We start from the raw sequence: 12,905 nt of genomic DNA on the forward strand, positions 1-12,905 counted from the left end.
CTGGTGCAAAAGGTGTTTGGTCGGGCACAACCGAAACCACCCGGCAAACGGGTCGCCGGGTGGTTGTCGAAAGGTGCTTGTCGAAGGGCGCCGGGCTTACCAGCGGTAGCTGACGCTGCCGATCACGCTGCGGCCTTCGCCGCGGTAGCAGTAGCCGCTGGAGCAGGTGATGTACTGCCTGTCGAGCAGGTTCTTGGCGTTCAGCCCGAGGCGGATGCCCTTTAACGCCCCCGGCAGTGTGTAGTGCAGTCCCAGGTCCACCAGGGTGTAGCTGGCGTTCTTGCTGGTATTGGCCGCATCGTTATAGGCACTGCCGGTCCAGCGGGCGCCGCCGGACAGCGCCAGGCCGCTTAGCACCCCCTTGGCGACATCGTAGTTGAGCCACAGCGACGCCAGCTGCTCCGGCTTGTTGACCGGCGCCTTGCCTTCATTGCCATCGTTGCTGCGGGTGACCTCAAGGTCATTGAAGCTGTAGCTGGCGGTCAGCCGCAGACCGCTGGCCAGCTCGGATACTGCCTCCAGTTCCACACCACGGGCCCGCTGCTCACCGGTCTGGATGCGGTTTGCCGGGTTGGCGGGGTCGGCGGTCAGGACATTGGACTGGGTAAGCTGGTAGACCGAGGCGGTGTACAGGCTGTTGCCATCGCCGGGCTGGAACTTGAGGCCCAGCTCGTACTGCTCTCCCTCGGTTGGCTCGTAATCCCGGCCACTGGCGTCGCTGCCGCTCTGGGGCACGAAGGATTGGGCAAAGCTGGCGTAGGGAGCCAGCCCGGAGTCGAGGCGATAAAGCAGGCCAAGCTGGCCGCTGGTGCGGTCGTCATGGCGCGAGCTGGCGGTGCCGGCCAGGTGGTTGCGCTGGTCACTGTTGACCCAGTCCTGCCGCAGGCCCAGCGACAGCCGCCAGCGGTCCCAGGCGAGCTGGTCCTGCAGGTACAGGCCACTGTTGTGGCTGCGGCCGCTGAGGTCGGAAATGACGCTGTCCGGATGCGGCACCGGCTGGCGGTAGTCCGGCGACAACCGGTCAATGGCCGGCGCCTGGCCGCTGGCGTACTCCACCTCGAAGTCAATGTAGCTGTAGTCCAGCCCCAATAGCAGGGTATGGTCGATCGCGCCGGTCGCCAGCTTGCCCACCAGGCGGGTATCCACCGCCACCGACGCCATATCCTCATAGATGCCGTAGCTGGTCCGCTCCAGAGTGCGGCCATCGTCGGACGAACCGGCGACGCTCAGGTATTGATTGGTGGTATCAACCTGGCCAGCCCGCAGGTTCTGCTGGAATGACCACTGGCTGTTGAAGCCGTGTTCGAACTCATAGCCCAGGGCGTACTGGCGTTGGTCCAGTTTGTCGAAGTCTTCGTCACCGGCCCAGAACCGGGTAAGGCGAGTGCCGTCCTGGTAGGGGCGTGGAGAGCCGCTGGTCAGGCGCTCCTGGTATTGGCTGAGCAGGGTCAGATGGGTCCGCTGCCCCAGTTGCCAGCGCAGCGACGGAGCCAGGAAAACGGTGTCGTTATCGACCTGTTCGATCTCGGTCTCGGCATCGCGGACCACGCCCACCAGCCGGTATTTCAGGTCGCCACCCTGGTCCAGGGTGCCGCCGCTGTCGAACTGTCCCTGCCAGTGGTTATGGCTGCCACCCTGCAGTTCCAGCTCGTGCCGGTCTTCGCCGGTGGGGCGTTTGCTGATCCGGTTGACCATGCCACCCGGGTTGATCTGACCGTACAGAACCGAAGCCGGCCCCTTCAGTACATCGATGCGTTCCAGGTTGTAGGGCTCGGTACCGTAGTAGGACAGCCAGCCGGTGTTGGGTTGGCGCAGGCCGTCGAGAAAGTCGGCTGTGGTGGTGGCGGCAAAGCCGCGAATCTGGATCTGGTCGAAGCGCGGATCAAGGCCGGATTCCCCCACCCGAACACCAGCGGTGTAGGCAACCGCATCCTGAACGTTGGTTGCTTTACGGTCAGCGATCAGGTCGGCACTGATCACGCTAACACTTTGGGCGGTTTCCAGTAGCGGGGTGTCGGTTTTGCTGGCGGAGCGGCTGGCATTGGCGGTGTAGCCGCCAACCGGGCCGACGCCGCTGAGGGTGTCAGCTTCGATGGTGATGGGATTGAGCTGGTAGCCGGTGTCATCGCCGGCGGGCAGGATCACATAGCCGGTATCGGTACGTCGGGCGATCAGGCCGGTGCCTGCCAGCAGCCGCTGCAGGGCATCGGCGACGGTGTAGCGACCCTGCAGGCCGGAGCTTTGGCGGTCACTGACCAGGGTCGGGTTGAAGGTCAAGGTGATACCGGCCTGCTGGGCGAAGCGGCTGAGCACGTCATCCAACTGCCCCGCCGTCAGGGTGATCGCGCTGCTGGCGGTATCGGCGCTGGCGGCAAGGGCGACCATCGGAGTGAGCGCCAGGGTGGCGGTCAGGCACAGCGCCGTCCCCAGACGCCGACAAGGTGTCAGGTGGTGAGCGTGAGGGGATAGGGTGCTTGGTGGCAGTGAGCGTGTTGGCATAACGGGTCCCGCTATCAGTGGATTGGATACCCTGTAACCGAACCGGAAAGGAAATCCCGACAGTTTTTTTCGTTGGATTCCGAAATCCCAATCTCAACTCTTAAATCTCAACGCCTGGATCTCAACTCTTGGACTTCAACCTCGGGCAGTAAGGTTCGTCCACCAGCGAGTGCGGGACCGAATCTCGATGGGCAGTACCAGCGGCAGGTCTGCCAGCAGGGCATCGGGATCGTCCAGCTGAAACACGCCGGACAATCTCAGGTTTGCCACCTGCTGGTCGACGCCCAGGTAGCCATGGCGATAGCGGGCCAATTCGGCGGCGAACTCCGCCAGCCGGATGTCGTCCACCACCATCATGCCGCGAGTCCAGGCGGCAGGTTCCAGGGCGCCGTTACCGGTCCGGCTGACGCCGTGTTGATCCAGGCGCCAGGATTCGCCGGCACCGGCCTCTTGCCCCCGTCCACTCATACCCAGCAGCTGCAGTCGCCCCTGCTCAACCACCACCTGGGCGTAGTGTTCGTGTTGCCGCACTACAAAGCGGCTACCCCGGGTCTGGCAGTGGCCGAAGTCGCAGCTCAGCCGTAAGGAGCGTGGGTCGGATGTGGCGCCCAGAGTGTCCACCATCACTTCCCCCTGGTGCAGGGTCAGCTGGCGCCAGTCGGTGTCGAAGGCCACATCCAGTGCGGAATTGGTGTTGAGCATGACACGGGAGCCGTCGGCCAACTCAAGGGTCCGCCGTTCCCCGGTTCCGGTGGTGAAGTCTGAGCGCCATGGCGAATGCTGATGGACGGTGTAACCGGCAGGGCCTGCCAGCATCAGGGTCGCCGCCAGCAGCTTCAGGGTGCGGCGACGTTGCAGATCAGTGCCGGCGCGTTGCAGCACTGGCAGCGCGAGTTCGGGCTGCCCCAGGGCGTCCAGGCTGGCGCTCAGCTCCTGCTGCAGGGTGCCTAATTGCTGCCAGGCCAGGGCGTTCTCCGGTGCCCGTCGACACCAGGCCAGGATCTGGCGACGTACCAGTTGGCTGTCGTTCGCGGTCTCAAGCCTCAGTTGCCAGTGGATGGCGGCTCTTACAACCGAGTCTGACAGGGGCGTATTGGCCGCAGGGGCAGGAGTGTCACCGATCATCGAATCGCAGCCGGTAGCAGTGCAGCATGGCGGTGGCGACATGCCGTTCAACGGTGCGGCTGGACACACCCAGCTGTTCCGCGATGGCGCCATGAGTGAGGCCGCCAAGCCGGTACAGCAGAAAGGCGGTGCGGACTCTTGGCTTCAGGCCCTCCAGCATGGCGGCGATGTGTTCCAGGGTCTGCAGGGTTTCGTGATGCTGTTCTGCAGAAGGCTGGTGGGCTTCCGGCAGTTGCGCCAGTGCTTCCAGGTAAGCTCGCTCCAGGGCGCTGCGACGCCAGTGATCAATAACCAGGCCGCGGGCTATGGTGCGCAGCAGCGCACGGGGCGCCTGGTTGGCGACCGGTTCGGACCGCACCAAGATTCGGACAAAGGTGTCCTGCGCCAGGTCGGCAGCCTGCTGGGGGCAGTCGAGTTTGCCCCGAAGCCACTGGCACAGCCAGCCATGGTGGTTGTGGTACAGGGTATCCAGAGGAATGTGGGTATCCAGTGTGGTCGCTGACATGATTGTGGCTGGTACGTGGTGGCGTCGGGTCCGGCTTGTGGTGATGGCATTTGCGGTGCTGGGAACCGCTGCCCAGCGGTTTGGGCTCTGCGGGTTGGGGGATACATTATTCGAGAATGGTTCTCATTACAATGGTGTCATTTGGGTGACGACTTTTCAGCGCCCTGGTCGAGGTGTTGTGGTTCGCCTTTGAGGCGCCAAAAAGTCGGCGATCACGAGGGAAGGGGCTCTAAGGTTTATCTATAATATCATGTAAAATAAGGATAAATGTTTGATGGCCCGTGATTTGCATTTTAGGCCGGTAACTGACGTTATCGATGTCGACTGCTCATTACACCGGCGATATAGCCATGGGGTGGTCGATCAGAGGGGGAGCTATGGTACAACGCGCCGACATCAACAATGTGCTTTCTGAAATCCGCAATTTGCGGTCGCAGATGATGCAGAATCAGCGTGTTGAGCAGGACAACGCCATCCGTGGCGCGGTTGACCGGCCTCAGAAGGTGCAGGAAACCCAGGAAACACCGGGGTTTTCCGACATGCTAAGCCAGGCCGTCAACCACGTTAACGATCTCCAGAAGACCTCCAGTGATTTGCGCACGTCTTACGACATGGGAGATCCCAATGTCGATATCAGCCGGGTAATGATTGCGTCCCAGAAAGCGTCTGTCTCCTTCGAAGCAATGACCCAGGTCCGCAACCGGGTGGTCAAGGCCTATGAAGACATCATGAACATGCCGGTGTAATTGCGGAGTTAAGCCATGTCCAGCGTACCTGCGGAAACCGCCCCCACCAACCCGCCCGCGGATGAGGAAGCCACCGGGCTGGAGTCCAGAAGCGACCTGATGTTCGGCTTCAGCCGGCTGGCCCTGCTGCGTCAGATTGGCCTGATGGTGGGTCTGGCCGCCAGTGTTGCCCTCGGGGTCGCGGTGGTGCTGTGGGCTCAGGAACCCAACTACCAGCCGGTGGTGGGCGATCTGTCCAGCTACAACCCGGACGATGTGACTTCCATTCTTGAGCAGAACGGCATCAACTACCGCATGGAGCCGCGCACCGGTGCCCTGCTGGTGTCCTCTGAAGACGTCTATAACGCCCGGCTGAAGCTGGCCGCCGCCGGAGTGACCGACGAGAAAACCCTGGGCTATGAACTGCTCGATCAGGAGCGCGGCCTCGGCACCTCCCAGTTCATGGAGAACATCAGCTATCGCCGTGGTCTCGAGGGCGAGCTGGCCCGCACCATCGGCAGCATGCGCAATGTCCGCAGCGCCCGGGTTCACCTGGCCATTCCCAAGCGCTCTGTGTTCGTGCGCGATGCCCGTACCCCCACCGCTTCGGTGTTCCTGGACGTCTTTGCCGGGCGTCGTCTGGAGCATGAGCAGATCTCCGCCATCGTCAACCTGGTGGCGGGCAGCATTCCGGAAATGGACAAGGACAATGTTACCGTCGTGGACCAGAACGGCAATTTGTTGACGGACCGCGAAGAGCAGGGAAATCGTCAGCAGATGCAGGACCAGTATGAGTACCAGTCCCGCATGGAAGAGCGGCTGACCCGTCGGGTGGCCTCGATTGTCGACCCCATCATCGGCGATGGCCGCTTCCGTGCCGAGGTCACCGCGGACCTGGACTTTTCCTCCGTGGAGCAGGCAGAAGAGCTGTTCAACCCGGACCAGCAGGCGGTGCGCAGCGAGCGTCAGTTGTCTGAGCAGCGTACCAGCGATTTCATGGGCGGTGTGCCGGGGGCGCTGTCAAACCAGCCACCGGGTGAAGCCACCGTGCCGGAGCAGGTGCAGGGCGAAGGCGATGAAGATGCGCCAGCGACTCCGGTCAATATCCGCGAGGAGGCGACCCGCAACTATGAGATGGATCGCACAGTCAGCTACATTCGTCAGCAGCAGGGGCGCCTCCAGCGCCTGACGGTGGCGGTGGCAGTCGATGACATGAAAGTGATCGATCCCGATACCGGCGAAGTCAGCTACCAGCCCTGGCCGGAACAGGAACTGCAGCGTCTGACCATGCTGATTCGCGATGCGGTGGGCTACTCCGCCGCCCGTGGGGACAGTGTCACGGTGATGAACACGGCCTTTGCGCCGGAAGAAGCGGTCGTCTACGAGGCGCCGGGATTCTGGGAGCAGCCTTGGTTCTGGGACCTGATGAAGCAGGTGCTGGCGGGCTTTGTGATCCTGGTGCTGGTGTTGGGCCTGCTGCGCCCGACCCTGAAGAACCTCTCCGGTGGCGGCCGCAGCGAGCGTGGCGAGCTGGAGGGCGGCGAAGGCTACGACGAACTCGAGGGGCTGGGCAGTGACGGTTCGCTGCGGGATGCCCTCAGTTCCTCCGAGGATGAACTGCTTTTGCCCGGCGCAACGGACAGCTATGATAGACAATTAAATGCTCTCAAGGGCCTGATCACCGAAGACCCCGCTCGGGTGGCCCAGGTCATGCGCCAATGGGTGAATGTCGATGACTGATGAAAACAACCCACAGGGGGATGCGCCGGCCAAGCCGATGCGCAAAATCCCGCGTCTGGAGCAGGCCGCTATCCTGTTGATGACCCTGGGGGAAGCTGACGCCGCGGAAATTCTCAAGCACATGGGCCCGAAGGAGGTTCAGCGCGTGGGTATGGCCATGGCGCAGATGAAAGACGTCAGCAAGGATGAAGTCACCTTTGTGCTGAACCAGTTCGTGGATGCGGTGGGTGGCCAGACCGGCCTCGGTGTCGGCAATGACGACTACATCCGCGCCATGCTCACCCAGGCCCTGGGTGACGACAAGGCGGCCAGCCTGATCGACCGTATTCTGGTAGGTGGTAACACCACCGGTCTTGATACTCTCAAGTGGATGGAGCCGCGAGCGGTGGGGGACATCATCCGCTACGAGCACCCACAGATTCAGGCCATCGTCATTTCCTATCTTGATCCGGACCAGTCCGCCGAAATTCTGTCGACCCTGGATGAAAAGGTGCGCCTGGATGTGATGATGCGCGTGGCCTCGCTGGAGAGCGTCCAGCCCCAGGCCCTGCAGGAACTCAACGACATCCTCGAGAAACAGTTCTCCGGTGGTTCCTCGACCCAGACCAGCCGCATTGGCGGCGTCAAACGTGCGGCGGATATCATGAACTTCATGGATCGCAGTGTCGAAGGTGGCCTGATGGATTCCATCAAGGACATGGACCCGGACCTGGCGTCCACCATCGAGGACCTGATGTTCGTGTTCGACAACCTCAAAGACATCGACGACCGGGGCATACAGGCATTGTTGCGGGAAGTGTCCTCCGATGTGCTGGTTGTGGCCCTGAAGGGGGCCGACGAAGGGGTCAAAGAGAAGATCTTCAAGAACATGTCCAAGCGGGCGGCAGAGTTGCTGCAGGATGACCTGGAAGCCAAGGGACCGGTGCGGGTCAGTGAAGTGGAGACTGCCCAGAAGGACATCATCACCATTGCCCGTCGCATGGCCGAAGCCGGTGAGATCACCCTCGGCGGCTCCGGCGAAGAAATGATGTAATGAGCCAGGACCGTCGCAAGCGCATCCCCTCCGGAACTCTCACCGCCTATGAGCGCTGGGAGTTGCCGTTGCTGGACGAAAATGGCAATGAGGTGGTCGAGGAGGAGATCGAGGAAGTCAAACCTTTGACGGCGGCCGATCTCGAAGCGATTCGCAAGGAAGCCTGGGACGACGGTCACCAGGAAGGCCGCGCAGCCGGTATTGAAGCGGGCCATGCCGAAGGTCGTGAGCAGGGCTTCCGCGAAGGGCATGAGGCCGGGCTTGCCGAGGGTCGCGCCAGCGGCCATGAAGAGGCGCTCAGCCAGACCCGCGGTGAGGTGGAGGCCAAACTGGCGAACCTGGAGTCGCTGCTGGGGGAGCTGCTGCTGCCTATCCAGCGTCACGAAGATGAGCTTGAAACGGCTCTGGTTAACGTCACCACTGTGCTGGCCCGGGCGGTGGTGTTCCGGGAGCTGAGCATCGACTCCTCCCACATTGCCATCGTGGTACGTCAGGCCCTGGCAGCGCTGCCGTCCACCCAGGACAACGTCCGGCTGTCGGTCAATCCCGCCGATGCGGAATGGGTCCACCAGGTCGCCGACGACTACGAAGCCGATACCTCCATTATCGAAGATCCCACCATCCTTGCCGGCGGCTGTAAGGTGGAAACCCGTCACAGCCTGGTGGATTTCACCGTTGAGAAGCGCTTCCAGAAAGCGGTCCAGAGCATGTTGAACCAGCAGCTGGCCAGTGAAGAGCCGGGCGACAGCGCGGAACTGAGTGACATGATGGGTGACCTGTCGGATTACCACGGTGATGTGCTTGCCGGTCCCGGTCAGCAGGAGGCTCCCGATGACGACCAGTCTGGCTGAGCGCCTCGAACGCCTGAAAGATTATCTCCCCCCTAAACTTGAACCGGAGTTGTCCGGTCGTCTGACCCGTATGGTTGGTCTGACCCTGGAGTGTGTCGGCTGCCCGATGGTGGTGGGCGACCGCTGCCTGATCCAGGGACAAGGTCTGGGGAATGTGGAGGCCGAAGTGGTGGGCTTCGAGGATGACCGGGTTTACCTGATGCCGCTCACCGCGATTGAGGGGCTGCGCCCGGGGGCCCGGGTGGTGCCGCTGTCGGCTGCCAGTCGGGTACCGGTAGGACCTGAGTTGTTGGGGCGTGTCGTCAACGGCACCGGCGATCCGCTGGACGACAAGGGGCCGCTGAAAACCCAGCAGCAGGTGTCGCTGGCTGGCGAAATCATCAACCCGCTGAACCGGGCACCGGTGCGCCAGTCCATGGATGTCGGCATTCGCGCCATCAACGCTCTGCTGACGGTGGGTCAGGGGCAGCGTTTGGGGCTGTTTGCCGGCAGCGGTGTGGGTAAGAGTATGCTGCTGGGGATGATGACCCGGTTTACCGATGCCGACATTACCGTGGTGGGGCTGATTGGCGAGCGGGGTCGTGAGGTCAAGGAGTTCATTGAGGACATCCTGGGCGAAGAGGGCCTGGCACGCTCCGTTGTCGTCGCGGCACCGGCGGACGACTCACCGCTGATGCGTTTGCGGGCGGCCATGCTCACCACCCGCATTGCCGAATACTACCGCGACCAGGGTAAACGGGTGCTGCTGCTGATGGATTCGCTGACCCGCTACGCCCAGGCCCAGCGGGAGATTGCCCTGGCGGTGGGGGAACCGCCGGCGACCAAGGGCTATCCGCCCTCGGTATTTGCCAAGCTGCCGCAACTGGTGGAGCGCACCGGCAATGGCCGGCCGGGGGGCGGGTCGATCACCGCTTTCTACACCGTGTTGACCGAAGGCGACGACCAGCAGGACCCGATTGCTGACGCCGCCCGTGCTATTCTCGATGGTCACATCGTGCTCTCCCGCCGCCTGGCGGAAGAGGGTCACTACCCCGCCATTGACGTGGAAGCGTCGGTGAGCCGGGTCATGCCGCAGGTGACCGAACAGGAACACTTCGCCCAGGCCCAGCGATTCAAGCAGGTCTATTCCCGCTATCAGCAGGCCCGTGACCTGATCAGTGTTGGTGCCTATGTCCAGGGTTCCGACCCTGAAACCGACGTTGCCATTGCCCACATCGACAGCATGCGCCAGTTCCTGCGCCAGGGCTTGCGGGAAAGCGCGCCTCTGGCGGCCGCGATTGAACAGTTGCAGAGTGTGGTCCCGAAAGCCAGGGGCCAGGCCCGCCAGGAGACTAGCTGATGCTGCGCTCGCAACGGCTTGCCGTGGTGCTGGAGCTGGAGCAGCGGCGGGAGCAGCAGGCGTTGGAAAAGCTGGCTGCGGCCCGGGACCAGTGGCAGCAGCACCAGAACCAGCTGGAAGAGTTGCGGCAATACCAGGCGGGCTACCAGCAGCAGATCCGCAATGACCAGCAGGGTACGGTCTCTGTAGCCCGCCTGCAGGGTTGGCAGGCCTTCGTTACTCAGCTTGACCAGGTTATTGGCCAGCAGGAGATCAAGGTCCAGAAGGCCAAGGAGCAAATGGAACAGTGTCGGCAGGACTGGCAACAGGCCTATGAGCGCCGCCGGGGCATGGCGCGCTTTATCGACAGTTGTCGGGAACAGGAACAGCGGGCGCAGGATGCCCGGGACCAGAAGGCCATGGACGAAGCCGCCGGCCGTGCCTTCGGTCGCCGTCGCTGATTGCACTGCCAGGAATGTCCCGCAACTGCCAACAAACTGAAATGACTGATGCATTTTGTGGTTGCTGGGCTATCCTTGGGGCAGGGACGCTGTCATGTCCGTCAGAGGTTCCCGCTCAGTCATCGCATTCACCAAGCCAGGAAGGGAGGACCCGGGATGCCGATCGAGACACGTCGAAGTGACGATGGCCGTACCCTGACGATCAAGATCGAGGGGCGCTTCGATTTCAGTACCCACCAGAGCTTCCGTGATGCCTACGAACATAGTGATCAGGGAGTGGTTAACTATGTGGTCGATATGTCAGATACCACCTACCTGGACAGCTCGGCACTGGGCATGCTGCTGTTGCTGCGGGATTTCGCCGGCGGTGATTCCGCCCAGATCTGCATCGAGAACTGCAATGGTGATGTCCGTCGCATCCTGTCCATCTCCAACTTCGAACAGCTGTTCGCCATTCGGTAGCCCATCGCGCCAGCCCGTGGCGGGAGACTGGTATGGATGAACCCCTGACCGAACAGGCCCCGCTGACCATTCTGATCGCGGACGACAGTGATACCGACCGGTTGATCCTGGGCAAGCTGATCTCGCGCCAGGGCCATCAGGTGGTTGGGGCGGTCGATGGTCAGGACGCCATCGAAAAGTTTGAGCAACACCAGCCCCACATGGTTCTGCTCGATGTCATGATGCCACGTCTGGATGGCATGGCGGCGGCTCGGGAAATCAAGCGCTTGGCCGGCGAGCGGCTGGTGCCTATTATATTCCTGACCTCCATTTCCGACGCCAAGACCCTGGCCAGTTGCCTGGAATCCGGTGGTGACGATTTCATGTCGAAGCCCTACAACCGGGTCATCCTCGAGGCCAAGGTCAAGGCCTTCAACCGCATGCGGCTGATGCACCGCACTCTCAGCGAGCAGCGTGACCTGATCAGCGAGCGGAACCGGCAACTGTTGTCGGAACAGCAGGTCGCCAAGCGGGTGTTCGACAACGTTGCCCACTCTGGCTGCCTGGACTCGCCCAATCTGAGGTACCACGCCTCGCCGCTGTCGTTGTTTAATGGCGATGTGCTGTTTGCCTGCCCGCGACCAGCCGGAGGCATGCACATTCTGATCGGTGACTTTACCGGTCACGGGTTACCGGCGGCCATTGGCGCGATGCCAGTGGCGGAAATCTTCTATGGCATGACCAGCAAGGGATTTGGCTGCGGTGATGTGCTGCGGGAGATCAATCAGAAGCTCAAGCGTATCCTGCCAACCGGGATGTTCTGTTGCGCGGTGTTTATCCAGGCGGATTTTCACCTCAATCAACTGCGGGTCTGGAATGGCGGGCTTCCCGACGCCTACCTTCAGCGCCACAGCGGTGAGCGGTTGGTGTTGCCGTCTTCCCATCTGCCATTGGGAGTGCTGAGCACTGAGCGGTTTGCCGCCGATGTGGATGTCATTCGCACTGAACCTGGTGATGCCCTGTTTGTGGCGACAGACGGGCTGATTGAGGCGGAGGCACCGAACGGCCAGATGTTCGGTGAGGAACGTCTGGTGACGGCGTTGGACGACCACCGTGGCAGCGAAGCCATCTTCCAGTCGGTGCTGAACGCGGCGCGGGTCTTTGCCGGTGATCGCGAACTGCAGGACGACTTCACCGTGTTCTGTCTGGAGATGGTGGATGAAGAGGCACTGGAACAACTGCCCGACAGACTGTTACCGTCGGCGCTGACAGGGCCATCGGACTGGCAGTGTGACTATGAGCTCAACGACACCACCCTGGGCAAGTTCAACCCGCTGCCGCTGCTGTTGCACATCTGCATGGAAGTGCCGGGACTGCGCCGTCGGGCCGGGGAGGTCTACACGCTGTTGTCCGAGCTTTACACCAACGGCCTGGAGCATGGCATCCTGAAACTGCCGTCGGCGTGGAAAAATTCCCCCGAGGGGTTTGGTCAGTACTATGCTGAGAGGGAAAGGCGCATGGCCGCAATTGAGGGGCATCACCTGAGGTTTTCCCTGAGCCACCGTCCGAGTGCCGATGGCGGATGCCTGACGATACGCTGTCGGGACAGCGGCGAGGGTTTCGATTATCAGCATCTGATGGCAAAACGGCCAGACGATCACCAGTATGCGGGGCGGGGTATCATGCTGCTGCGGCAGTTGAGCACGTCGTTGCGCTTTCTGGGCAAAGGCAACGAAGTGGAAGTGGTCTACGACTGGCAGTACGGCTGAGGTCGCCTGCCCGGCATTCAGGATTGGAAACGAACAGGGTTGAGATAACAATGCGTGCGGCATTAAAAGGAGGGAGTGGTTATGGTCGATAAACCGCACCTGGACGAAGAGGCGCTGGCTGAACTCAGGGACGTCATGGAGGATGAGTTCGATGTGCTGATCGAAACCTACCTCAGTGACTCCGCCGACCGCATTAACACGCTGCACCGGGCGCTGGTCGCTGAGGACAACGAGATGTTCACCAAGTCCATCCACAGCTTCAAGGGCAGTTCCATCAACATTGGTGCGCCGCTGCTGGGCGAGCTGTGTCTGCGGGCCGAGTGCGCCGGTCGCAATGGGCATCTGGACGAGGCGGGGCAGGTGCTGGACCGTATCGAGAGTGAATTCCGGACGGTCAGCGACCTGTTTCAGAGGCTCCTGAACGCCTGACCAATCTCA

12 protein-coding genes are annotated in these 12,905 nt (G+C 62.0%); 9 read left to right on the plus strand and 3 right to left on the minus strand.

Annotation, left to right across the window (positions count from 1 at the left end; genetic code table 11):
• Nucleotides 1-96 precede the first annotated feature (96 nt).
• The 3 genes from J2887_RS07960 to J2887_RS07970 form a co-directional block, all read right to left on the minus strand.
• Nucleotides 97-2,499, minus strand: a complete 2,403-nt coding sequence (locus J2887_RS07960; RefSeq protein WP_227175443.1) for a TonB-dependent siderophore receptor — start codon at nt 2,497-2,499, stop codon at nt 97-99.
• Between the two features lie 135 nt (nt 2,500-2,634).
• A complete protein-coding gene (locus J2887_RS07965; RefSeq protein ID WP_227175444.1) occupies nt 2,635-3,624 on the minus strand; it encodes a FecR family protein in 990 nt (329 codons plus the stop codon).
• Nucleotides 3,614-4,129 (minus strand): sigma-70 family RNA polymerase sigma factor, encoded by a 516-nt coding sequence (locus J2887_RS07970; protein WP_227175445.1) that lies wholly within the window; start codon nt 4,127-4,129, stop codon nt 3,614-3,616. The genes J2887_RS07965 and J2887_RS07970 overlap by 11 nt, the downstream gene beginning before the upstream one ends.
• A gap of 377 nt (nt 4,130-4,506) precedes the next feature.
• Here J2887_RS07970 and fliE point away from each other — a divergent pair, with 377 nt between their 5' ends.
• From fliE to J2887_RS08015, 9 genes are all read left to right on the plus strand, one after another.
• Nucleotides 4,507-4,875 (plus strand): flagellar hook-basal body complex protein FliE, encoded by a 369-nt coding sequence (gene fliE, locus J2887_RS07975; protein ID WP_227175446.1) that lies wholly within the window; start codon nt 4,507-4,509, stop codon nt 4,873-4,875.
• 15 nt (nt 4,876-4,890) lie between these two features.
• Entirely contained in the window at nt 4,891-6,594 is a 1,704-nt protein-coding gene (fliF, locus tag J2887_RS07980) for a flagellar basal-body MS-ring/collar protein FliF (protein WP_227175447.1), read from the plus strand.
• A 37-nt stretch (nt 6,595-6,631) separates the two neighbouring features.
• Nucleotides 6,632-7,627 carry a flagellar motor switch protein FliG gene (fliG, locus tag J2887_RS07985; protein ID WP_416381912.1) on the plus strand — a complete coding sequence of 332 codons (996 nt, stop codon included), beginning with the start codon at nt 6,632-6,634 and terminating at the stop codon, nt 7,625-7,627.
• Complete coding sequence (locus tag J2887_RS07990) at nt 7,627-8,478, plus strand: flagellar assembly protein FliH (protein ID WP_227175449.1); 852 nt, start codon at nt 7,627-7,629, stop codon at nt 8,476-8,478. The genes fliG and J2887_RS07990 overlap by 1 nt, the downstream gene beginning before the upstream one ends.
• The gene (gene fliI, locus J2887_RS07995) at nt 8,459-9,817 is read left to right on the plus strand and encodes a flagellar protein export ATPase FliI (protein ID WP_227175450.1); all 1,359 of its coding nucleotides are present in this window, start codon (nt 8,459-8,461) and stop codon (nt 9,815-9,817) included. The genes J2887_RS07990 and fliI overlap by 20 nt, the downstream gene beginning before the upstream one ends.
• Nucleotides 9,817-10,257: a flagellar export protein FliJ gene (gene fliJ, locus J2887_RS08000; RefSeq protein ID WP_227175451.1), complete on the plus strand. Its 441-nt coding sequence runs from the start codon at nt 9,817-9,819 to the stop codon at nt 10,255-10,257. Before fliI ends, fliJ begins: the two co-directional genes overlap by 1 nt.
• A gap of 156 nt (nt 10,258-10,413) precedes the next feature.
• A complete protein-coding gene (locus tag J2887_RS08005; protein ID WP_227175452.1) occupies nt 10,414-10,719 on the plus strand; it encodes an STAS domain-containing protein in 306 nt (101 codons plus the stop codon).
• Between the two features lie 32 nt (nt 10,720-10,751).
• Nucleotides 10,752-12,467, plus strand: coding sequence for an ATP-binding SpoIIE family protein phosphatase (locus J2887_RS08010; protein WP_227175453.1), 1,716 nt, complete (start codon nt 10,752-10,754; stop codon nt 12,465-12,467).
• 81 nt (nt 12,468-12,548) lie between these two features.
• Nucleotides 12,549-12,896: an Hpt domain-containing protein gene (locus J2887_RS08015; RefSeq protein WP_227175454.1), complete on the plus strand. Its 348-nt coding sequence runs from the start codon at nt 12,549-12,551 to the stop codon at nt 12,894-12,896.
• Nucleotides 12,897-12,905 lie beyond the last annotated feature (9 nt).

The organism is Marinobacter sp. CA1 (genome assembly GCF_020546665.1).
Taxonomy (GTDB): Bacteria; Pseudomonadota; Gammaproteobacteria; order Pseudomonadales; family Oleiphilaceae; genus Marinobacter; species Marinobacter xestospongiae.

Bases quoted from the DNA above. Each gene is read 5' to 3' on its own strand.
- fliE (WP_227175446.1), top strand. From the start codon at position 4,507: ATGGTACAACGCGCCGACATCAACAATGTGCTTTCTGAAATCCGCAAT.
- fliF (WP_227175447.1), top strand. From the start codon at position 4,891: ATGTCCAGCGTACCTGCGGAAACCGCCCCCACCAACCCGCCCGCGGAT.
- fliG (WP_416381912.1), top strand. From the start codon at position 6,632: ATGCGCAAAATCCCGCGTCTGGAGCAGGCCGCTATCCTGTTGATGACC.
- J2887_RS08015 (WP_227175454.1), top strand. From the start codon at position 12,549: ATGGTCGATAAACCGCACCTGGACGAAGAGGCGCTGGCTGAACTCAGG.
- fliI (WP_227175450.1), top strand. From the start codon at position 8,459: ATGACGACCAGTCTGGCTGAGCGCCTCGAACGCCTGAAAGATTATCTC.
- J2887_RS07965 (WP_227175444.1), bottom strand. From the start codon at position 3,624: ATGATCGGTGACACTCCTGCCCCTGCGGCCAATACGCCCCTGTCAGAC.
- J2887_RS07990 (WP_227175449.1), top strand. From the start codon at position 7,627: ATGAGCCAGGACCGTCGCAAGCGCATCCCCTCCGGAACTCTCACCGCC.
- J2887_RS07960 (WP_227175443.1), bottom strand. From the start codon at position 2,499: ATGCCAACACGCTCACTGCCACCAAGCACCCTATCCCCTCACGCTCAC.
- J2887_RS08010 (WP_227175453.1), top strand. From the start codon at position 10,752: ATGGATGAACCCCTGACCGAACAGGCCCCGCTGACCATTCTGATCGCG.
- J2887_RS07970 (WP_227175445.1), bottom strand. From the start codon at position 4,129: ATGTCAGCGACCACACTGGATACCCACATTCCTCTGGATACCCTGTAC.
- J2887_RS08005 (WP_227175452.1), top strand. From the start codon at position 10,414: ATGCCGATCGAGACACGTCGAAGTGACGATGGCCGTACCCTGACGATC.
- fliJ (WP_227175451.1), top strand. From the start codon at position 9,817: ATGCTGCGCTCGCAACGGCTTGCCGTGGTGCTGGAGCTGGAGCAGCGG.